Source organism: Mycobacterium gallinarum (assembly GCF_010726765.1).
Lineage (GTDB): Bacteria > Actinomycetota > Actinomycetes > Mycobacteriales > Mycobacteriaceae > Mycobacterium > Mycobacterium gallinarum.
Window position 1 is genome coordinate 179474 of the sequence record NZ_AP022601.1, and the last position, 21367, is coordinate 200840.

The window sequence follows — 21367 nt, forward strand, 5'->3', positions numbered from 1 at the left end:
AAGGTCGACGCATGGAGCACCTCACGACGCTGGATGCGAGCTTCCTGCAGGCCGAGGATTCCGATTCCCACGTGAGCCTGGCGGTCGGCGGCGTGTCGATCGTGGAAGGACCGCCGCCCGACTACGGCGATCTGGTGTCGGCGTTCGCCGCTCGAGCGCAGGCCATCCCGCGCTGCACCCAAGTGCTGCGCACGCACCCGTTCGACCTCGGCGCACCGGAATGGGTGCACGACCCCAACTTCGATGTTGCGCATCACCTCCACCGAATCGCGTTGCCTCATCCGGGGGATGACTCCGCGCTGTTCGGGGCGATCGCCGGCATCATGGAACAACGGCTGGACCGCGACCGCCCGCTGTGGGAGTGCTGGATCATCGAGGGACTCACCGACGATAGGTGGGCGCTGTTGATGAAGATCCACCACTGCATAGCCGACGGCATCGCCACCACGCAGATGCTGGCAAAGCTCAGCGACGGTGGCGCTCAGGAGACCTTCGCGACCAGTATCCGCGCAGCGCGGGAGTCCGGCGAATCCATCCTCGATCTGCTGCGGCCGAGGCTGAACCCGCTGAACTGGATGGGCGGCATTTGGCAGGCGACGCTCGCAGCGACCAGCGCCGCCGAACACGCCGTGGTCGGGGCGGCCGAACTAACGGCTCGTGTGCTCACCACCGCGCAGGACTCTTCACTGAACGGACCCATCACGAAGATGCGTCGCTACAGCGCCGCGCGCGTCGACCTGGCCGTGATGAAGCAGGTGTGCCGGGATTTCGACGTCACGCTCAACGACGTGGCGCTGGCGGCAATCACCAGCGGTTACCGGACGATCTTGCTTGACCGCGGCGAAACGCCGGGACCCCATGCACTGCGCACGCTGGTCCCCGTCTCGATGCGTTCGGTGGACGACTTCGATGTGACTGACAACCGGGTGTCGGCGATGCTGCCCCTCTTGCCCGTCGATGAACCCGATCCCGTCAAGCAGTTGGAGATCGTCCACCAGCGACTGGTCGAGGCCAAGGGAAGCGGTCAACGGGAGGGCGGCAGCGCCGTTCTCGCCGTGACGGGAAGCATTCCATTTGCATTCTCGGCGTGGGCGATTCGACTGCTGACCCGCCTGCCGCAGAAGTCGGTATCCGCGTTGGCGACGAACGTGCCGGGACCCCGCACCCGGCAGCGGTTGATGGGTCGGGACGTGTTGGAGATCCTGCCGGTGCCGCCGATTGCCCTTCACCTGCGCACCGGTATCGCGATGCTCAGCTACGCCGACCGCTTCTTCTTCGGCATCACCGCAGATTTTGACAACGCACCCGACGTCGACGCGCTCGCCCGGGGGATCGAGGACGCCGTAGGACACTTGGCGACGCTCGGTGGCTCGCGAGGACAGACACGAGCTGTCGGTGACCACAAATGACCGAATTCATGCGAAGCAGTGATGCTTTCACCTGGGCGATGGAAAGCGATCCTCGGTTGCGATCCACGGTGGTCACGGTGATCATGCTCGACCGATCGCCGGATTGGAACGAAGTGCGCGATCGCTTCGACGTCATTTCGCGCATGGTGCCGATGGTGCGCCAGCGTGTCGTTCCATCGCCGCCGCCCGCACCGCCGAGGTGGGAGCACGCCCCAGACTTCGACCTCGACTTCCACATGCGCCGAGTGACGGCACCCTCGCCCGGCACCATCGACACGGTGCTGGAGATGGCGCGGGTCGCGGCCATGGAGGACTTCGACCGGGCCCGCCCCCTGTGGGAGGCCACGTTGATCGATGGACTCGAAAACGGCGGCGCGGCAATGCTGCTCAAGTTCCACCATGCGCTGACCGACGGAGTCGGAGGCATCCAGATCGGAATGATCCTCTTCGATCTGTCCGAGGTTCCCGATAAACACGGTTCGGTCGCGGCACTGCCCGAGGAGCCGCCGCCGCCGTGGCTACGCAGCTACCGTGACACCGCTCGATACGGCGCCGGCTTGGTGACGGAGGCGGTGACGGGCGCTCTGAGGACGGCTCCGAAGCTGATTGCCAACGGCATTCTGAACCCGGTGGAAACCGTTTCGTCGGCAGCCGAGTTGGCCGCCTCGGTCTACCGCACCATGCGCCCGGTCAGCCGGACCGGCTCGTCGCTGATGAACAACCGCAGCCTTGTCCGCAGGCTCGGCGTGCTCGAAGTCCCGTTCGGACAGCTCAGGGCCGCCGCGCACCAGGGCGGCGGTGCGTTGAACGACGCGTTCGTCGCCGGCGTCGCCGGGGGACTGCGCCTCTACCACGAAAAGCACGGCGTCACGGTCGGCGACCTTCACCTGACGATGCCCATGAGTCTGCGCGAAGAGGGCGACGACATGGGCGGCAACCGAATCACCATCATGCGGTTCGACGTGCCGGTCGGCACCGCCGATCCCGAGGAGCGAATCCGCCAGATCCACGACAGAACCGGAAAGGTGCGTCACGAGAAGTCGCTGCCGTACACGCAGTGGATCGCCGGCGCTCTGAACATGATGCCGCGCTGGTACATCGGCTCGATCCTGCGCAATGTCGACTTCCTGTGCAGCGACGTGCCGGGGATACCGGTGCCCGTGTTCCTTGGTGGCGCCAAGGTGTTGACGCAGTACGCATTCGGCCCGACGATCGGCTCGGCGGTCAATGTCACGTTGTTGACATACGTGGACGTGTGCACTCTCGGCATCGACGTGGACACCGGCGCGATTCCCGACCACGACGTATTCATGGATAGCCTCGTCGCCGGTTTCGACGAGGTGTTGGCGCTTGGCTTGGGCCATGTCTAGGAGGAACGGTCGAGGCATCGCGGTCGCCGGCATCGTCGGCGCCGCCGGCCTCGCGATGCTCGTGCTCGTGCCGGGGTTGCGCCTCGGCACGGACGTGCCGTGGTTGGGTGCCCTGGTGATTCTCGCTCCCACGGCGACGTTGTTGGCCGCTACGGGATTCCGGCACTATGGGCTTGGAACCGCGGTGGCCGTCGCGGCCGTGGTCGCGGTCGTCGCAGGCGGCGTCAGCTGGCTCGTCGCGGTCTTCACGTTGGTGAAGGCGCTGAGCGGGGTGGGCGTCGGGCTCGCCTGGGCGATACTGCTGTTCCTCACTCCTGCGGTGTCGGTGCTCGCACTCGGTGCGCTGGCATTGCGCGTTGTTCCAGGGCGGTCGGCGCCGGGCGAGCCGTCTGACGCGGTACAGCAGCCAGGGGCGTCGGCGCGCGTGAACCGACGTCACGATGTACCGGGATGACGAACGAAACGGGCTGTCAGCGACGTCGACGCGTAAGCCGCTCGATCGGCTCAACGCGCCGCGCCCGCTCCGGCGCCGACTGACGGAGTGGGACGAATGGCCGACGAACCTTCGGTAGTGGCGAAGTGGGACCGGGGTCTCACCCGACGCGTCGTTGACCTGCACCGCCCGATCGTGAAGAGCTACTTCCGTTCTCAGGTACTCGGATTGGAAAACATTCCGCGTGGGCCGGCGCTGATGGTGGCGAATCACTCGGGTGGGCTCATCACAGTCGACCTGTCGGTACTGGCCGTCGACTACTACAAGACCTTCGGATACGAGCGGCCGCTCTACGCGCTGGCCCACGACAACATGTTTCGCGGACCGGTGGCCGGGTTTCTCGAGCGCACCGGTGTCATCCGAGCCACCCCCGAGCACGCCGCCGAGGCGCTGGCGACCGGTGGCCTGGTGCTCGTCTTCCCTGGTGGGGACTACGACGTCTACCGGCCCACCCGGCGGGAGAACGTCATCGATTTCGGCGGGCGTACCGGGTACGTGACGACGGCGATCGAGGCCGGCGTCCCCATCGTTCCCGCGGTATCGATCGGCGGCCAGGAGAACCAGTTCTACCTGACCAGAGGACGGTGGTTGGCACGTGCGCTGCGGCTGACGACGTTCGAGCGCAATCTCTTTCGGACCAACATCCTTCCGATAACCATCGGATTCCCGTTCGGCGTCAGCGTGGTGTTGCCGATCAACATGCCGCTGCCGACAAAGATCGTCACGCAAGTGTTGCCGGCGATCGACGTCGCCGCGGAGTTCGGGGACCAACCCGATGTGCACAGGGTCGACGCCCACGTGCGCGCGGTGATGCAGCACGCCCTGGTCGCATTGGCGCGCAAGCGTCGGCTGCCCATCATCGGGTGACTCGTGACCTGCGAGCTGCCGCAACTGCCATCCGCTCGAGGAGCGTTCGATACGAAGTCGTGGTTAGGCGGGCTGTAAGGGTGTCATTCCGGCGCTGCCAGATGTCCACGTCCTTTGAGTCCTGAATTTGTGGGACTTTTGGCCGCATTCTCGGGCACAGACGTTCGGTAACGTTGCGGCCATGACCACACCGACTCAACCGATCTCCATCCTGTCGGAGACGGAATGCTGGAGCCTCATGTCTAGTGTCTCCCTGGGACGGCTTGTCACGAGCGTCGACGGTCAGCCGGACATCTTTCCCGTCAACTTCGCCGTCCAGCACAAGACGGTGTTGTTTCGCACAGCTGAGGGCACCAAATTGGTCAGCTCGGCCATCAACAACAACGTGCTGTTCGAAGTCGACGACCACAACGCCGTCGAGGGCTGGAGCGTCATCGTCAAGGGGATAGCACGGTCAATGCGTACCGATGCCGAGATCGACGAGGCCGAACGGGCACAGCTGCTCCCGTGGACCGCCACGGTCAAGCAGCACTACGTGCGCATCCGCCCGCTGAGCATCAGCGGCCGGCGCTTCACCTTCGGCTCTGAGCCGGACCGCGAGTTCACCATCGCTTGAGTCGCCGCGCCCACGCCCACCTAGACGATCCGGTGTAGGTCGTCGCTCGCTTTGGCAGCCGCGGTTTCAGCCTGGACCTGTTGTTGCACCCTGCGTTTGATGCCGAGCAAGATCCCCCGCGTCACAAAAGCCGTTACCGGCCCAGCGAGCTCGGTGACCAACGCCTGGCCGGGACGACGCAACGGTGATCGGATGCGAATGAGAAGCCGGCAGCGATCATCCCAATGCGGAATGACATGGAACGACCACACCACGTTCCATTCGCGGTCAGTTCCTCGGCCCGCAGAAGCTCGCAACACGATGGATTGCTGATCGGCGACCTCCACCACCTCGAGCACGAACCCTTCGCGTAACCCCATCCAGCCCTTGGGAACAAGCCTGATCGTGTCACCCGGCGCGAGGTGTTGCCATTCGGGATGAATGCGGTCTGCGTTGACGTACCGCAACCCGGCGAAGTTCTCCAACTTCTCGAAGGTGTAGAGCCCGCCGCGATCTTGGCCCATCTGAACCAGCCACGGCCAGATCGCATCGGGCGGACCGTCAATCCACACCGCTTCGGTGCTCCGCACACCGGGTCCGGCGATGAGGTCATCGCCGTCGAGGAACATCTGGCACTCTTCCTTCGTGGTGCCCCAGTTGCGGTAGTACCGCCGCGCTGCGTACAGGAACGCCAGTGTTCCGGCGAGCCGCAGTCCGTTTTTGATCATGACCTAAGGGTGCGCTGGCCGGGTACAACCCGGCTAGGGTCGCTAGTCCCTGATCCGATCGACGTTTCGCCGCAGCACTTCTTCGCACGTCGGCGACGACGACGCCGGCCGTCGAGACACGCAGGGTCACTCCGTCGACCGATGGATGTGCGTGTGGCCTCCGAACGGCCCGCTGGGCGGGGTCTTCAGGCCCTACCGGGACCCGTCGTCGGGTGGTCGGATGCATGTTGGGAGTGACGTTGTGAAGGAGATGACTGCGATGACTGGCGAACGATCGGATGTCGTGGAGAAGAACTGGACTGTCGACGTGTCGATCGACGAGCACATGGGACTCACCAGAGCCAAGGCGCGGCTGCGCTGGCGCGAAAAAGAAGAAGTCGGTATCGGTACCGCGAGGCTCAATCCCGATGACCGGGATATCGCCGAGATCGGTGACGAACTCGCCGTCGGACGTGCCTTGTCGGATCTGGGGAGGCGGTTGATGGCGGTGGCTGCACACGACATCGAGTCCGTTACCCATCAACCGGCGAATTTGCTGTACTGACAATTATTGACGACGGAGGGCCGAAATGACGCGTGCCTCAGAGGTTTTGAATAGCAAACCCAGACGCGTCTTTCGCGATCGTCGCGAAGCTGGTCGTGTGCTGGCCGGCATGCTCGGCGCATACCGTGGACGCGAAGGTGTCATTGTGCTCGGCTTGCCTCGCGGCGGCATTCCCGTCGCATGGGAAGTCGCGGCGGCCTTGGCTGCGCCCCTTGACGCCTTCGTGGTGCGGAAGCTCGGTGCGCCGGGTCATGAGGAGTTCGCCGTCGGCGCCTTGGCCAGCGGCGGGCGCGTCGTCGTCAATGACGACGTACTGCGGGCGCTACGAGTCACGCCGCAACAGCTGCGGGATGTCGCCGAACGCGAGGGCCGAGAGCTCATCCGGCGTGAGACCGCCTACCGCGGCGGTCGGCCGCCGTTGGATCTCACGAACAAGACCGTGATCCTCGTCGACGATGGTCTTGCGACCGGCGCCAGCATGTTCGCTGCAGTGCAGGCCCTGCGGGAGATGGAACCTGCCGAAATCGTGATCGCGGTTCCGGCTGCCCCTGAATCGACTTGCCGCGAGTTTTCAGCGATCGTCGACGACGTCGTCTGTGCAACGATGCCGACGCCATTTCTTGCGGTCGGAGAGTCGTTCTGGGATTTCCGGCAGGTGAGCGACCAAGAGGTGCGTGACTTACTCGCCACTCCGACAATCGGTTTCGCTACCGTTGGTATACGCATCGAGGAGACCGCCGCGGAAGTGATCGGTCGCGTTGCGATTGACGCGCCCGGCGGCGTTCCGCCGTTTGAAGTGCTCGACGAAGTCATCGGAGACGCCCGGATCGTACTGATCGGCGAAAGCTCGCACGGCACAGACGAGTTCTACCGGGCGCGTGCCGAGATCACCAGATGGCTGATCGAAGAAAAAGGCTTCAGCGGCGTTGCCGCCGAAGCCGACTGGCCCGACGCATATCGGGTCAACCGATACGTACACGGTTTAGGCACAGATCAGTCCGCAGACGAGGCATTGCGAGGCTTCGAGAGGTTTCCCGCGTGGATGTGGCGCAACGTGGTGGTGCGTGATTTTGTCGACTGGCTGTACGACCATAACGAGCGCAATCGGACGGTCGGCGGACACCAGGCGGGTTTCTACGGCCTTGACCTCTACAGCCTGCATCGGTCAATGCAAGAAGTGATCGCCTATCTCGACACTGTCGACCCGCAGGCAGCGGCGCGTGCGAGGGCCAGATACGCCTGCTTCGACCACGCATCGGCGGATGACGGTCAGGCGTACGGATTCGCGGCGGCGTTCGGCGCCGGTCTGTCGTGTGAGCGCGAAGCGGTCGAGCAATTGGTTGAGATGAAGCGCGCCGCGTTGGAATACGCGCAGCGTGACGGACTGCTAGCCGAGGATGAGGCGTTCTACGCCCAGCAGAACGCGCAGACTGTGAGGGACGCAGAGGTCTACTACCGAGCCATGTTCAGCGGCAGAGTCACGTCCTGGAATCTTCGGGATCGGCATATGGCCCATACTCTGAACGCTCTGGTGGCCCACCTGGACCGCCGTCACGACCAGCAGTCCACCCGAATCGTCGTGTGGGCCCACAATTCGCATGTCGGCGATGCCAGAGCCACCGAAGCGGGCAGCGACGGGCAGCTCACACTCGGCCAGCTCGTGCGTGAGCGGTATGGACAGGGTTCCCGGTTGATCGGGTTCACAACGTATTCGGGCACGGTCACTGCCGCCAGTGAGTGGGGTGGCATCGCCGAACGCAAGTATGTCCGGCCTGCCCTCAACGGCAGCGTCGAGGAACTGTTCCATGAGACGGAGCGTTCCGAATTCTTGGTTTCGTCGTCTATCAGCCGCGCCGCGGCCGATCCTCTGGACGTCGTCCGGCTGGGACGGGCTATCGGCGTCATCTATCTCCCGGCGACTGAACGACAGAGCCATTACTACCATGTCCGCCCAGGCGAGCAGTTCGACGCGATCATCCACATCGACAGAACGAGAGCACTTGAGCCGCTTGAGGTCACAAGTCTGTGGACGGCGGGCGAAACGCCGGAGACATATCCCACCGGGTTGTAGTGACTTCGGTCGCGTGCGCGCTACTTCGCGAGACATACTCCTCTATGGGAACTTTCGCCCATGTGCGAACCCGTGCTCGGTACCTCCGGGTTCATTCACGTCGTTCAAGCACATCGGCCAGCGGCCTGCGCGGTGTAGCGGCCAATGCCGCATCGGCAGGCCGGGAGTATCCGATCCTGATCAGCAGCTGGGGCGTACCCCGTTGACCAGTTAATTCACGGACGATCTCGCGGCTTTGAGCTAGTTCGGTCATATGGGTGAGGGTGCACGTCGCCAGCCCACTCGCCGTGCACCGGAGCAAAACCGCCGATAGTGCCTCTCCACACCGCAACACGTCCAACCGGGCATCTTCGTGATGAGTGGACAAAACCACGATTTTGGACCGGTCGACTTCGGCGTGCTCGGTGCGGGGGGAGGCGTAAGGGGTGGGAAAATGACGGCCGGCATCGATGAGTCCGGCTGCCTCAGCTGACAGCAGCGCCGATTGCGGCACCCCATCTCCCGATGCGAAAGGTGAGGTCCACCAATTGAGTTCTGCTTCATAGGAGGGGTCGTTTGCCCGGAGCGCCGCCGTGAGTCGAGAAACCGTCGCTAAGGTCGGTCGCGCATTGTCGAGCACGGTGTCGAACATCACGTGGTGGCGGAGGACGGTCTGGCGAAGCAGCACTTCGAATCTCGCCCAATCAGCAGGAGCCTCGTAGGGTCGCCGATCCGTGAAGCGCCGGCCGATGGCCAGCGCATCGGCTCGACTGTCTGCGGCCATTCCGGGCGGCGCCGAATCGAAGGTGATCGCCGCCACGTGAAGAGGATCATCAGGATCGGGGAAGCGCTGCACGGCAGCTTCCCATCCGAAGGCGGCCATCGCGACGGTCAGATGATCGAGTGCGGCGCCACAGCTGAGGTAGATCTCGCGACCTTCGGGGTCAGCGGCGTTCATCACCCGTGTGAAGTCGGCGAAAAGATGGAGTGTCGAAGTTTCGGCAACCCACCGCCATGGCTGACTGTTGTGCAGCGATGGAGCGCGGCAGGCCAACCGGACGGCGTCTTGTATCACCGCGAAACTCGGCTTTGCTTGTGTCATCGACACTACTCCTACGATCTAGATGCCCGACAATGACGGGTTTGATTCAAACCGCCTCGCGTTGAGGGACTTTGGTCTCACCATATTCACAACCGGTACAGCGTCGCGCCGACGGTCACTCCGGCACCGGCGGCGACGATGAGAATCGAACCAGTCGCCCCAACGGCGGTCGCCGCCTGGCTGAATGCAGACGCCAATGCGGCTGTGTGCATTCTTTCGTCGTGAGCCATCGTGATTCTTTCCGGTGAAACACCCAGTCGGACCGCGAGCGCGGCGCGATACTGCGGCCTGGGCGGAGTTGCCACAATTGCGTCGACGTCGTCGATGGTCAGCGACGCATCGCGAAGGCACCGGTCAACGGCTCGTGATGCAGCGTCAGCGAATTTCTGCTCAAGTGAGGGTGATTCGTGAAAGCGAAGAACATTTCGGTGATCAACTAGCCCGACTGTGGCGGACAGGGATTCTCCTTGGTCGAGGAGATTCTGCCAGTAGGTTGGTCCGAACCCGCGGTCGTCGTCCGACCACGTGCACAATAGTGATGCGCCGGCCGCCGCGAACGGAAACTGTTCGCTCATTCCGTGCCCGGGATCCGCATCGCTTGCCACCACCAACGCGCATCTGATCACGTGTGACTTCAGGAAGCCGTCCGCGATTTGTAAGGCCGTGAGGAGACCGCAAGATCCGTTTGCGACGTCGAACGAAAATGTGCCGTGGCCGTTTTCATGTGGTTCTTCGGGGTTGGCGCCGACATCCTGCTGGATCAGTGCGGCCAGCGCCGGCTCGGCCAAATTGCGGTCACGATAGATCCCGGCATTGATCAACAGGTCGATCTCCCGCGCAGTACGTCCGGCATGACGCAGACAATCCTCGGCCGACTCGACCGCAAGATGAAGGGCGCTGTGACGTGTGCGCCAGCGTCCATGGGTGCAGCCGACGGCGTCAATCACAGTGCCCATAGCGATCCACCATTTTCTCGTCCAGCGTCAAGAGGACAATTCCGATCTCCAGACCGGACGCCAGCGCGATCAATGCGACCGTTTCACCGGGCCGGATGTTTCCCGCCTGCAGTTCTTCGACTAGGGCGACCGTGTGGGTGGTCGATGCGGTATTGCCATACCGGTCGACAGTGATCACCGCATCGTGTCGAGGGCTGTCGCCGAATTCCGCAGAAACCCGCGCCATACCCTTGCGGATAGCGCGTGCGGACGTCTGGTGGGTGATTACGTGATCGATGTCGTGTATCGAGATGCCCACCGCATCAAGCACTTCGTGTAATAGGACTGGAGTGTTGGACATCGCGGCCTGGTGGATTCCGCGTGCGTCTGTGAACATTCGCGCAGCAGGTTCACTGCCCTTGGGGTATGCCAGGCAGAGTCGGCTGTATTGGGCCACGGTGGTGAAGCCCGCAAGCTCGATACCCGCGGATCCAGGGGCGGCCCTCTCGAGTAGCAGCGCGGCGCCCGCGTCACCGAGTGTCAGGGAGGCCAGCTCTTTGCTCATGATGGTGCGAATATGTCGCGCCGCATTCTGCCCCAGCTGCGAGATGTACTCTCCGCTGACCACCAACGCGCGTTGGATCGAGCCCTGTCGAATCCAGTTGTTGGCTACCGTGACTCCGGTCAGCATTCCAGCGCATGCGTTCGACAGATCGAAAGTCATCGCATCGGGTGCCCCGATCGCGTGTGCGACGCCCGCGCTCATTGTCGGCTCGAGCCACTGCGTCAGGCCATCCTGGAACTTCGTGATGCTGCAGCTGATCACCACGTCGATTGATGAGGCGTCGACCTGCGCCTTGTCGAGGCAGTCCAACGCCGCCGCGGTAGCGAGGCTGTAGGAGTCCTCATCCCCCACCGAAACGCGACGTTCTCTGATTCCGGTCAGCCGTTCCAGGTCGATGTGTGTGCGATGCCGTGTCGTGGCCATCAGCTCATCGGTGCCCAGGTGCGTCGTCGGCAGGTGCCGGCCCGCACCGGCCAACCGTGCCCGGAACGGCGCGTCGGGAGCCCCCGCTGAAGGCTCCATGACCAGCCAGTCCGTGTGTTCCATCAATCGATCATGTGGCGCCAGGCGACGAGAGAGTAGGGCGTTTTGGGCATCGAGGCCGAGGACCTTCGACCCTAAGTCATAAGCTGGTGTTTCGATTTCATGAGCTGAGCTTTAGAGGCCTGCCGGGCTGCCAGCGAGGAGACGCGTGACGGACTGGGTAATCGCGATAGTCGGGGCGCTACTCGTGGCAGTGGTGGTTCGCGACGTGTTCCACACACTGTTCCATCCGATCGGCCACGGCAGCATTGCCCCGCAAGTCATGAAGTTCGTGTGGTGGCTGCTGCGGCTGTTCCCGTCCGATCGTCGGATCGCATCATTGACCGGGCCTCTGGGGATCGCATTGGTCGTCTTGACCTGGGGAGCGATCGCGATCCTCGGATGGGCGATGCTGTACTTCGCCCAAATGCCAGCGAGCTTCGCCTATAGTTCCGAGCTGAATCCCGCTGCCCGCAACGAAGTCTTCGATTCGCTCTATCTATCGCTGGTGACGATCGGCACCCTCGGGTTCGGCGACATTGTGCCCACGTCTCCATTTCTTCGCCTGATCGTCCCACTCGAAGCACTGTTCGGATTCATGTTGCTCACGGCCGCCGTGTCCTGGGTTCTCCAGATTTATCCTGCTCTTCACCGCAGACGCGTTCTGGCGCTTCAACTCTCGACCCTGCGGGATGCACGCCGAGCAAACCCCGACGTGAGCGTCGACGACATTCCTACCGACGTTCTCGCCGGAATCGCCGGCGCGGTCGTCGAGGCGCGAAACGACTTCACGCAATACGGTGCGACGTATTACTTCCGCGACCTGGAAGCGGACGCTTCGCTGGCGGTCTCACTCGAATACGCCACCCAACTCGCTACCGAGGCTGCCGCCAGCGAACAGCCGCAGACAAGGCTGGTGGGGAGCCTCATCTCCGCCGCGGTTGCCAGCCTTGCCGGGCTTCTCGACGAGGAATTTCTGCAACTCGGCGGGGACACCGACGCCGTCATCAAGGCCTACGCGGAAGACCACCGACACAACAGCTGACCAGCAGAGCGCGCTTTCGGCATCGATGCTCAGGACCTTCGGCCCTAAGCACGCAGTGGTGCAGTTTTTAGCGTGTGGCGCATGGGCAAGCAACGACCATGTTTTGCCGGACTGTTGGCCGCGGTCGGCGTCATCGCGATGTACCGACGCGAACTGCGGCTTTGGATGTACACCTGGGGTGCCGACGACGGTGAAATCACGACCACACTGCCGGGAGACGAATTCGTGGTCACCGGAGCGGCGCGGACGACCCGCGCACTGACCATCGATGCCCCGGTTCGCTTCGTATGGCCATGGCTTGCGCAGATTGGCGAGAACCGCGGCGGCTTCTACAGCTACTCGCTGCTCGAACAGATGGTCGGCGCACACATTCGCAACGCGAACACCATCCACCCCGAGTGGCAGGACCTGCACGTCGGCGACACCGTTTGGCTCGCCCGCCGATACGGCGATGCCGCCCGCCAAGTCGTTGCCGCCGTTGAGTCGGAGTCACACCTGGTGCTGGTGTCACCGGCCGACTTCGAACGCGTGCAACGTGGCGAAAAGGCCTCGGGCGCGTGGTCGTTCTGTCTTCGGCCACAAAATACATGGACCCGTCTGCTGGTTCGGGGCAGTGGGGGAGCCGTCGGACATCCGGCCTTCGATGTCGTGCATTTCATCATGGAGCAGAAGATGATGCGCGGCCTCCGGGATCGTGCGGAGCGCGAACGCCGAGGCGAGGCCGAGGGCCATATGACGCAAAACCGATGCGACCGAGGCGGAATCGCGACCCTCAGCTGACCGTCGGCCTGACAGGAACCGTCCGCCTCGACAATTGGGTCCAGAATCGTCGCTAATTCGGCAAGTTCGGTGGGACCATGATCTTGTGACCGACGGGTCGAGATCAAAAGCTGGTCCAGGCGCACCGCAACTGCGTGACACCCTCTCAGGGCTTCGTCTGCGGGAACTGCTCAAGGAGGTACAGGATCGCGTCGAGCAGATCGTCGAGGGCCGCGACCGCCTCGACGGTCTGGTCGAGGCCATGCTGGTGGTTACCTCTGGTCTCGAGCTCGATCAGACCCTGAAGACGATCGTGCACACGGCCATCGAACTGGTCGACGCCGGGTACGGAGCGCTCGGTGTGCGCGGCCACGATCACGAACTGGTCGAGTTCATCTACGAGGGCATCGACGAGGAGATGCGCGAGCGGATCGGGCATCTTCCCGAGGGGCGGGGCGTCCTCGGTGTGCTCATCGACGACCCGAAGCCGATTCGCCTGGACAACATCTCCCACCACGTGTCGTCCGTCGGATTCCCGCCGAACCACCCTCCGATGCAGACCTTCCTCGGCGTACCTGTGCGGATTCGCGACGAAGTTTTCGGCAATCTGTATCTGACCGAGAAGGCGGGAGGGCAGCCATTCAGCGAGGACGACGAGGTCCTCGTCCAGGCACTGGCGGCGGCCGCAGGTATCGCGATCGACAACGCCCGGCTGTACGAGCAGTCCAGGACCCGGCAGTCCTGGATCGAGGCGACCCGCGATATCGGAACCGAACTGCTCGCGGGGACCGATCCCGCCACGGTGTTCCGGCTCGTAGCCGACGAGTCTCGGCATCTCAGCGGTGCCGAGCTGACGCTGGTGGCCGTGCCGGCCGACGCGGACTTACCGATCGGAGAGACCACCGAACTCATGGTCGCGGCGACCGCCGGTGACGGTCCGGCTGCGTCGCTGCAGAGCATCCCGGTCGAGGGAACGCCGATCGGAGAGGCTTTCGTCCAGCGCACACCCGGCCGGTTCGGCCATATCGAACTGCAGGAAACGGCAACCGGTCCCGCGCTGGTGTTGCCGCTACGCGCCAGCGACGAAGTCGCCGGGGTTCTGGTCGCGCTGCGATCGGTGGGGGCGTCGCCGTTCAGTTCCGAGCAGTTCGACATGATGACCGCCTTCGCCGACCAGGCTGGGTTGGCGTGGCAGCTGGCGAGTACCCAGCGGCGGATGCGCGAGTTCAGCATCCTCACCGACCGCGACCGTATCGCCCGAGACCTGCACGACCATGTCATCCAGCGCCTGTTCGCCGTCGGCCTCGCCCTTCAGGGGACGATTCCAAGGGCACGGGCACCAGAAGTGCAGCAACGCCTGACGGAGTGCGTCGACGACCTCCAACAGGTGATTCAGGAAATCAGGACGGCGATCTTCGATCTCCATGGATCGTCGTCCGGTGTGACTCGGCTACGCCAGCGCCTCGACGAGGCCGTCGCTCAGTTCGCCAATGCGAATCTGCGCACCAGCGTGCAATACGTGGGACCGCTTTCGGTCGTCGATGCGACGCTGGCCGACCACGCCGAGGCTGTTGTGCGAGAAGCGGTGAGCAACGCCGTGCGCCACGCGCAAGCGGTCTCGCTTGCGGTCAGCGTCGTCGTCGAGGACGACTTGACCATCGAGGTCGTCGATAACGGGCGCGGAATCGAGGGCGAGATCACCGGCAGCGGGTTGACGAATCTGCGTAAGCGCGCCGACGAGGCCGGCGGGTCGTTCACCATCGAGTCGGTGCCGACAGGGGGCACCAAATTGAGATGGTGCGCGCCCTTACCGTGAAAGCGAGTGTCCCGTGCACCAGTCGTAGACGGCTCAGGACCTGTTGCGGCGCTTGAACTCATCCACAGCGGTGGGCAACGTCATGAAGATGCGATCTTCGCCGATTTCGTCCAGAATTCCCGCAGCGTCCAACGACTCGCGTAAGTCCTGCTTGACCCGAGCCATTGCGAAAACGATTCCACGGCGTGCTAATTCGACGCGCAGCTGCTCCAGGGCGTCGAGCGCCGTCAGGTCGACCTCCACATTGGATTCGGCGTTGAGCACAAACCATTCGACGGGTTCTGGATTGTCGAAAACGGCAGCCAGTGCGCGTGTCCGGAAATCCTCCGCGTTGGCGAAGCACAGCGGTGCGTCGTATCGGTACACCACCAGGCCGGGCACGCGGGTAGCGCCTGGGTAATCATCGATATCGTGCATCCCGGCGATGCCCGGGACGAAGCCGAGGACGCTGTCATGTGCGTGTGCCAGTCGTCGCAGCAATTCCAGAATCGACAGAACAACGGCGACGACAACGCCGTAGAGCACGCCGAAGGCCAACACGGCGGCCGTAGTGGCCAATGCGAGGACCAGTTCGCTGCGGCGAAATCGCGCCAGGCGACGAAACTCCGCGATGTCGATCAAGTGCAGTGCGGCAAATACCACCAACGCCCCAAGCGCCGCGGTCGGAAACATCGCGAGCACCCCGCCTGCGAAGACGAGCACGACGATGACACATCCGAGCGTGGTCAGTGAATAGAGCTGCGTGCGGCTGCCGACGATGTCGCCGACGGCGGTGCGGCTGCCGCTCGAGCTGACCGGAAAACCGTGTGTCACCCCGGCGGCGAGGTTGCACATCCCGACGGCGCGCAGTTCCGCGTTCGCGTCGATCAGTTCGCTTCTACGGGTGGCGAACGCGCGCGCGGACAACACGTTGTCGGAGAACGCGACGATCGCGATGCCGACTGCCGGAACGACCAGTGTTGCCAAGTCGCTCAACGAGACTGGTGGTAGCCCCGGCGTCGGCAGGCCAGATGGAACATCGCCAACGACGGCGATCCCGCGCGTATCCAATGACATGGCGCCGACAGATGCCGTGGCCACGAGGACAGCGATCACCGGTCCTGGCGCGCGTGGCAGCCAGTGCGCCAGAGACAGCAGGAGCAGCAGCACCAAAGCGGCCAGCGCCAGCGTCGGCCAGTGCACCTGTCCGATTCCGGCCGCGAAAGACGCCATCTGGTCCGTGAACTCGTCTCCCTGCACTGCGACGCCCGTGATCTTGCCCAGTTGGCTGGCAATCATGACGATGGCGATACCCGTCATGTATCCGATGAGTACGGGGCGTGACAGCAGGTTGGCGAGAAAGCCCAGCCGTGCGATGCCGCCCAAGAGACAGATCGCGCCGACCAGCAACGCCAGGACTGCGGCGAGAGCCGCGTAGCGCGCTGGATCGCCGATGACGATGGGAGCGAGAACGACGGCAGTCATCAATGCGGTCGTGGATTCAGGTCCGACCGAGAGTTGCCGCGACGAGCCCAGAAGCGCATAGAGGGCAAGAGGCGCGAGCGCCGCCCACAGACCGGCCACCGGTGGAAGACCGGCGACAGTCGCGTAGGCCATCACCTGAGGGACCAAATAGGCCGCCACAGTCAGGCCCGCCAGGACGTCCCCGCGCAGCCAGCCCCGCTGATATCCCCGAAATTGCGCGACGCCGGGTAACCATTTGACCAATGTCATCGTGGCAAGAATTCTGCATGGCGCAACCTCCGTGGCGGCCGGAACGCGTCATACCGAGGCGGTCCGAATGCCTGGCGTTGGACAGTGCACCAATAGTCGACAGAGTCCGACCGATCTATGGTGGGGCCATGACCCGGAGTGCTGCTCACGTTGCAGAGTCCTCGCCGTGGTCACCTCGGGAGGCCGAACTCCTTGCCGTGACGTTGCAGCTCCTGCAAGAAGAGGGTTATGACGGGTTGACCGTGGACGCCGTCGCCGCCACTGCGCGCGCCAGCAAGGCGACCGTTTACCGGAGGTGGCCCACCAAGGCGGAGTTGGTGCTGGCTGCGTTCATCGAGGGCGTACGGCAGGTCGCCGTCGCACCCGAGACCGGCAGCTTGCGCGGCGACCTGGTGCAGTTTGGCGAGGTGATCTGCGATCAGGCCCGGACGCATGCCAGCACGATGCGCGCGGTGCTGGTCGAGGTATCGCGTAATACCGCGCTCAACGACGTCCTGCAGCACCAGTTCCTCGACCAACGTAAGGCCCTGTTCAAGAAGATATTGGGGCAGGCCGCCGATCGCGGCGAAATCGATCGGGCCGCCATCACCGAGGACCTCTGGGACGTGTTGCCCGGCTACCTCATCTTCCGATCCATATTTTCGTTGCGGCCGCCGAGTCGCCGTACGGTGCAATCCCTCGTCGATGAGGTGATGATTCCGAGTCTCACGCGCCTGAACCGGTAAGACCCGCCGTGAACCACGGAGTCGGCGCACCTGTACGGCTTGTGATGTCCGGTACCGTACCGTACTGTCAACGAGGTTGATATGTCGCTGGACTGGGATAGGGTCAGTCGACGCCTCGTGTCGCGGGATCGAAAGGCTGGCGGGTGCAGGGGTTTTCGATGAGTCGCCTTCTTGGTCGCGGCTGGATGTTCATCGTCGCCATCGTGGTGGTGGCTGTGGCCGGCTACGCCGTATTCCGTCTTCATGGCATCTTCGGCTCAGACCACGACACCGGGACGGCCGAAGCCCTTTCAGATGAAATCATCCCGTTCAATCCCAAGCACGTCGTCCTCGAGGTTTTCGGGCCGCCGGGCACCGTCGCGACGATCAACTATCTGGACGTCGACGCCCAGCCCCAGCGCGCCGAAAACGTGACCCTGCCGTGGAGGTACGACATCACGACGACGCAGACGGCAGTGCTTGTCAACGTCATGGCGCAGGGCAACAGCGATTCCCTCGGCTGCCGCATCGTCATCGACGACGTGGTCAAGGACGAGAGGCAGGTCAACACGATGAACGCCTACACCTTCTGCCTGGATAAGTCGGGATGACCACCCATCAAGAATCGCGCACGCCGCTGACGGACCGCATCGCGAAGGCGATTCGCGTGCTTTCGGTTCCGATCGTGCTGTTCTGGCTGGTTGTCGCCGGGCTCACCAATGCCCTCATCCCTCAGCTGGAGGTCGTCGGCGAAGCGCACAACGTGGCAATGAGCTCACCCGATTCACCATCGCAACAGGCGTTCAAGAAGATTGGCGCCGTTTTTCAAGAATTCGATTCCGACGGTGCGGCCATGGTCGTGCTGGAGGGCGATCAGCCGCTCGGAGCTGACGCACATCGGTACTACGACACCCTGATCGACCGTTTCGAGCAGGATCACAAGCACGTCCAGCACGTCCAGGACTTCTGGGGAGACCCGTTGACGGCGGCGGGATCTCAGAGCTCCGACGGCAAGGCTGCTTATGTTCAGGTGTTCCTCACCGGCAACCTGGGCGAACCTGAGTCCATCGAGTCCGTTGACGCGATCCGCGACATCGTGAACAACACGCCCGCGCCGCCCGGCATCAAGGCCTATGTCGCGGGCCCGGCGCCTCAAGTCACCGATCAGTTCGAAGTGGGCAACGAAGGCACCACGAAGGTCACCGTGCTGACGGTGGTGGTGATCGCGGTGATGCTGCTGTTGGTCTATCGCTCGATCGTCACCATGCTGTTGGTGCTGATCACCGTCCTTATCGAAATGTCTGCAGCCCGTGGCATCGTGGCCTTCCTCGGCAACTCCGGAGTCATCGGACTCTCGACATACTCGACCAATCTCCTCACCCTGCTGGTCATCGCGGCTGGCACGGATTACGCGATCTTCCTGTTGGGCCGCTACCACGAAGATCGCAGCAACGGAATTGACCGGGAAACTTCGTACTACAACATGTATCGGGGCACGGCCCATGTGATTTTGGGGTCGGGTCTGACCGTCGCAGGCGCAGTCCTATGCCTGAGCTTCACCCGACTGCCGTATTTCGAGAGTCTCGGCGTACCCGCCGCGATCGGCGTCTTCGTGGCCTTGGCGGCGGCGCTCACGCTGGCGCCCGCGGTAATGGTCATCGGCGCCCGCTTCGGACTGCTGGACCCGAAACGGAAAGCGCGTACCAGAGGATGGCGTCGGATCGGCACAGCGATCGTTCGATGGCCCGGACCGATCTTGGTCGCGACGATGGCGGTGGCCGCCGTGGGCCTGCTGGCGCTGCCCGGTTACAAGACCAGCTACGACACCGGCGTCTACCTGCCCGACCGCGCACCCTCCAATATCGGGTATGCCGCTGCTGAGCGCCATTTCTCAAAGGCCAGGCTCAACCCCGAACTCTTGATGATCGAGGCCGATCATGACCTGCGCAATCCCACCGACATGATTCTTTTGGAGCGCGTGGCCAAGGCCGTGTTCCACACGACGGGTATCGCTCAGGTGCAATCGATTACGCGCCCGCTGGGCACTCCGCTGGACCACACGTCGATTCCATTCCAGATCAGCGCGCAGAGCGCCGGCCAGATCCAGAACCTCGGCTATCAGCAGGCCCGGGCCAACGACCTGCTCAAGCAGGTGGACGAAATCGACAAGACCATCGGCATCCTGCGACAGCAGGCCACGCTGCAGCAGCAGGCCAACGATGCGACGCACGAACAGGTCGCGGCGTTCCACGAAACCGTCGAGGTGGCGAAGGACCTGCGGGACAAGATCGCCAACTTCGATGACCAGTTCCGGCCCCTGCGCAACTACTTCTATTGGGAGCCGCACTGTTTCGACATCCCGATGTGCGCTGCGTTGCGATCGCTCTTCGATGCGCTCGACGGCATCAACGCGCTCACCGACCAGCTGGCCAATGTCACCGCGAGCCTGGACAAGCTGGATTCGATTCAGCCAAAGTTGCTTGAGCTGATCCCGCCCCAGCTGGCCAGTCAGCAGATCAATCGTGATCTGGTCATGACCAACTACGCCACGCTGTCGGGAATCTACGACCAGAATGCGGCGGCCCTCGAGAATTCGACGGCTATGGGAGCAGCGTTCGACGCATCGAAAACCGACGACTCGTTTTACGTTCCGCCGGAGGTATTCCAGAATGCCGAGTTCCAGCGCGGTCTGAAACTTTTCCTCTCGCCTGACGGAAAAGCCGCACGGATGATCATCACCCACGCCACCGATCCAGCGACACCGCAGGGTATTTCGCATATCGATGCGATCAGGCACTCGGCAGAGGAGGCCGTCAAGGGCACGCCCTTGGCAGGCTCCCACATCTATATCGGCGGCACGGCAGCGACATACAAGGACATCCAGGAAGGCGCCAAGTACGACCTGATGATCGTCATCATTTCCTCGCTGTGCCTCATTCTTCTCATCATGATGTTCATCACCCGAAGCCTGGTGGCCGCGATCGTCATCGTCGGCACTGTGGCGCTATCACTCGGAGCCTCACTAGGCCTGTCGATATTGGTGTGGCAGCACATCCTGGGCCTGCAGTTGTATTGGGTCATCATTCCGCTTGCGGTCATCCTGTTGCTGGCCGTGGGTTCGGACTACAACTTGCTGTTGATATCTCGCTTCAAGGAAGAGATCGGCGCCGGATTGAACACCGGCATCATCCGGGCCATGGCGGGTACCGGTGGTGTTGTCACCGCGGCCGGGCTGGTGTTCGCCTTCACGATGGCGTCCTTTGTGTACAGCGATTTACTTGTGCTGGGGCAGCTGGGGACAACCATCGCCCTCGGTCTGTTGTTCGACACCTTGATCGTGCGGTCGTTCATGACGCCGTCCATCGCCGTGCTTCTCGGACGGTGGTTCTGGTGGCCGCTGCGAGTGCGTCCGCGACCGGCCAGCACCATGCTGCAACCGTACGGATCTCGCCCGGCGGTTCGTCAGCTGCTGCTGTGGGAGGACGACGACCCTGTCGCGTCAGCGAAACGCAGCTGATGGTGCGGGCGTGGCCGTCTAGTGTGCGGTCAGATCGCGAAATAGCCTGAAATCGGCTCGATTTGCGATCTGTGTGCACACTAGCTGCCGTCCTATCCTGATTGGGGGCCTACCAGCAACGAGAAGAACTGATAGGAGGGGTCCGCCTCGTCGAGGGCGCCCTTGAGCGTGTCCTTGGTGATCGGGTGGCTCATGTCCATCGCGGACGGATCGCTCACGCGCGCCCAGTCCGTGACGATCGTCCGCTCGAGTAGTTTCCAAGTGCCATCACGCTTCTCGTACTTGTCCAGATAGCGCCCGCCGATCACCAGATCGATGTCGCGGCCCTTGCCCGCCAGCGTGTGGACCGCGATGTTGTAGATCTCGCCTTCGGCTGAGTTTCCCTCGACTGCGAAGTTGACCGTCGTGATGTGGTGCTGCATCGCCCGTAGATAGGGACGCGAGGCGGTCAGCTGCTCGAAAAACCCCTCGACCGAACCCGTCGAGAACGCACCGTGAGCGTCGACGGCGTCGTGATGATAGAGGTCCCGAAGCGCATCGATATCACCTCGGTCCACGGCGCGGCAATAGGCGTGGACGAGCTTGGTTAGCGCATGCTCATCGAGCATTTCCTGTAGTGCTGGTTCCATCGCG

19 protein-coding genes are annotated in these 21367 nt (G+C 63.2%); 13 read left to right on the forward strand and 6 right to left on the reverse strand.

Going from position 1 to position 21367, the window contains the following annotated elements:
* Positions 1–11: 11 nt before the first annotated feature.
* The 5 genes from G6N42_RS00840 to G6N42_RS00860 all read left to right on the forward strand — a co-directional run bounded on the left by G6N42_RS00840 (position 12) and on the right by G6N42_RS00860 (position 4755).
* The gene (locus tag G6N42_RS00840) at positions 12–1409 is read left to right on the forward strand and encodes a WS/DGAT/MGAT family O-acyltransferase (RefSeq protein WP_163724788.1); all 1398 of its coding nucleotides are present in this window, start codon (positions 12–14) and stop codon (positions 1407–1409) included.
* On the forward strand, positions 1406–2779 hold the full coding sequence (locus tag G6N42_RS00845; protein WP_163724790.1) for a wax ester/triacylglycerol synthase domain-containing protein: 1374 nt from the start codon (positions 1406–1408) through the stop codon (positions 2777–2779). Before G6N42_RS00840 ends, G6N42_RS00845 begins: the two co-directional genes overlap by 4 nt.
* A complete protein-coding gene (locus G6N42_RS00850) occupies positions 2772–3233 on the forward strand; it encodes a hypothetical protein (protein ID WP_232076044.1) in 462 nt (153 codons plus the stop codon). The genes G6N42_RS00845 and G6N42_RS00850 overlap by 8 nt, the downstream gene beginning before the upstream one ends.
* A 96-nt stretch (positions 3234–3329) precedes the next feature.
* Positions 3330–4139, forward strand: a complete 810-nt coding sequence (locus G6N42_RS00855) for a lysophospholipid acyltransferase family protein (protein ID WP_163724792.1) — start codon at positions 3330–3332, stop codon at positions 4137–4139.
* 181 nt (positions 4140–4320) lie between these two features.
* Positions 4321–4755: a pyridoxamine 5'-phosphate oxidase family protein gene (locus tag G6N42_RS00860; protein ID WP_163724794.1), complete on the forward strand. Its 435-nt coding sequence runs from the start codon at positions 4321–4323 to the stop codon at positions 4753–4755.
* 20 nt (positions 4756–4775) lie between these two features.
* Here the strand turns inward: G6N42_RS00860 and G6N42_RS00865 are convergent, their stop codons facing one another.
* Complete coding sequence (locus tag G6N42_RS00865) at positions 4776–5462, reverse strand: SRPBCC family protein (RefSeq protein WP_163724796.1); 687 nt, start codon at positions 5460–5462, stop codon at positions 4776–4778.
* A 259-nt stretch (positions 5463–5721) separates the two neighbouring features.
* Here G6N42_RS00865 and G6N42_RS00870 point away from each other — a divergent pair, with 259 nt between their 5' ends.
* Together G6N42_RS00870 and G6N42_RS00875 are read left to right on the forward strand one after the other, a co-directional pair.
* Complete coding sequence (locus G6N42_RS00870; RefSeq protein ID WP_163724798.1) at positions 5722–6006, forward strand: DUF1876 domain-containing protein; 285 nt, start codon at positions 5722–5724, stop codon at positions 6004–6006.
* Between the two features lie 25 nt (positions 6007–6031).
* A complete protein-coding gene (locus G6N42_RS00875) occupies positions 6032–8077 on the forward strand; it encodes an erythromycin esterase family protein (RefSeq protein WP_163724803.1) in 2046 nt (681 codons plus the stop codon).
* Between the two features lie 91 nt (positions 8078–8168).
* On the opposite strand, the gene G6N42_RS00880 is transcribed toward G6N42_RS00875, so the two are convergent.
* From G6N42_RS00880 to G6N42_RS00890, 3 genes are all read right to left on the reverse strand, one after another.
* Entirely contained in the window at positions 8169–9158 is a 990-nt protein-coding gene (locus tag G6N42_RS00880) for an Acg family FMN-binding oxidoreductase (RefSeq protein ID WP_163724806.1), read from the reverse strand.
* Positions 9159–9244: 86 nt separating this feature from the next.
* Positions 9245–10114, reverse strand: coding sequence for a 3-oxoacyl-ACP synthase III family protein (locus tag G6N42_RS00885; protein ID WP_163724809.1), 870 nt, complete (start codon positions 10112–10114; stop codon positions 9245–9247).
* Positions 10098–11204 carry a 3-oxoacyl-ACP synthase III family protein gene (locus G6N42_RS00890; protein WP_163724812.1) on the reverse strand — a complete coding sequence of 369 codons (1107 nt, stop codon included), beginning with the start codon at positions 11202–11204 and terminating at the stop codon, positions 10098–10100. Before G6N42_RS00890 ends, G6N42_RS00885 begins: the two co-directional genes overlap by 17 nt.
* 145 nt (positions 11205–11349) lie before the next feature.
* On the opposite strand from G6N42_RS00890, the gene G6N42_RS00895 reads away from it, so the two are divergent.
* The 3 genes from G6N42_RS00895 (at position 11350) to G6N42_RS00905 (ending at position 14800) form a co-directional block, all read left to right on the forward strand.
* Positions 11350–12225, forward strand: coding sequence for a potassium channel family protein (locus G6N42_RS00895; protein ID WP_232076045.1), 876 nt, complete (start codon positions 11350–11352; stop codon positions 12223–12225).
* Between the two features lie 81 nt (positions 12226–12306).
* Complete coding sequence (locus G6N42_RS00900) at positions 12307–13005, forward strand: hypothetical protein (protein WP_232076046.1); 699 nt, start codon at positions 12307–12309, stop codon at positions 13003–13005.
* Positions 13006–13090: 85 nt separating this feature from the next.
* Positions 13091–14800, forward strand: a complete 1710-nt coding sequence (locus G6N42_RS00905; RefSeq protein ID WP_163724816.1) for a GAF domain-containing sensor histidine kinase — start codon at positions 13091–13093, stop codon at positions 14798–14800.
* Between the two features lie 33 nt (positions 14801–14833).
* On the opposite strand, the gene G6N42_RS00910 is transcribed toward G6N42_RS00905, so the two are convergent.
* Positions 14834–16525, reverse strand: coding sequence for a SulP family inorganic anion transporter (locus tag G6N42_RS00910; protein WP_163736755.1), 1692 nt, complete (start codon positions 16523–16525; stop codon positions 14834–14836).
* 116 nt (positions 16526–16641) lie between these two features.
* Here G6N42_RS00910 and G6N42_RS00915 point away from each other — a divergent pair, with 116 nt between their 5' ends.
* The 3 genes from G6N42_RS00915 to G6N42_RS00925 all read left to right on the forward strand — a co-directional run bounded on the left by G6N42_RS00915 (position 16642) and on the right by G6N42_RS00925 (position 20734).
* Positions 16642–17238: a TetR/AcrR family transcriptional regulator gene (locus G6N42_RS00915; protein WP_163724819.1), complete on the forward strand. Its 597-nt coding sequence runs from the start codon at positions 16642–16644 to the stop codon at positions 17236–17238.
* Between the two features lie 158 nt (positions 17239–17396).
* Entirely contained in the window at positions 17397–17828 is a 432-nt protein-coding gene (locus G6N42_RS00920; RefSeq protein ID WP_197905513.1) for an MmpS family transport accessory protein, read from the forward strand.
* Positions 17825–20734 (forward strand): MMPL/RND family transporter, encoded by a 2910-nt coding sequence (locus G6N42_RS00925; protein WP_197905514.1) that lies wholly within the window; start codon positions 17825–17827, stop codon positions 20732–20734. Before G6N42_RS00920 ends, G6N42_RS00925 begins: the two co-directional genes overlap by 4 nt.
* 92 nt (positions 20735–20826) lie before the next feature.
* On the opposite strand, the gene G6N42_RS00930 is transcribed toward G6N42_RS00925, so the two are convergent.
* On the reverse strand, positions 20827–21363 hold the full coding sequence (locus G6N42_RS00930; protein WP_163724820.1) for a nuclear transport factor 2 family protein: 537 nt from the start codon (positions 21361–21363) through the stop codon (positions 20827–20829).
* Between the last annotated feature and the right edge of the window lie 4 nt (positions 21364–21367).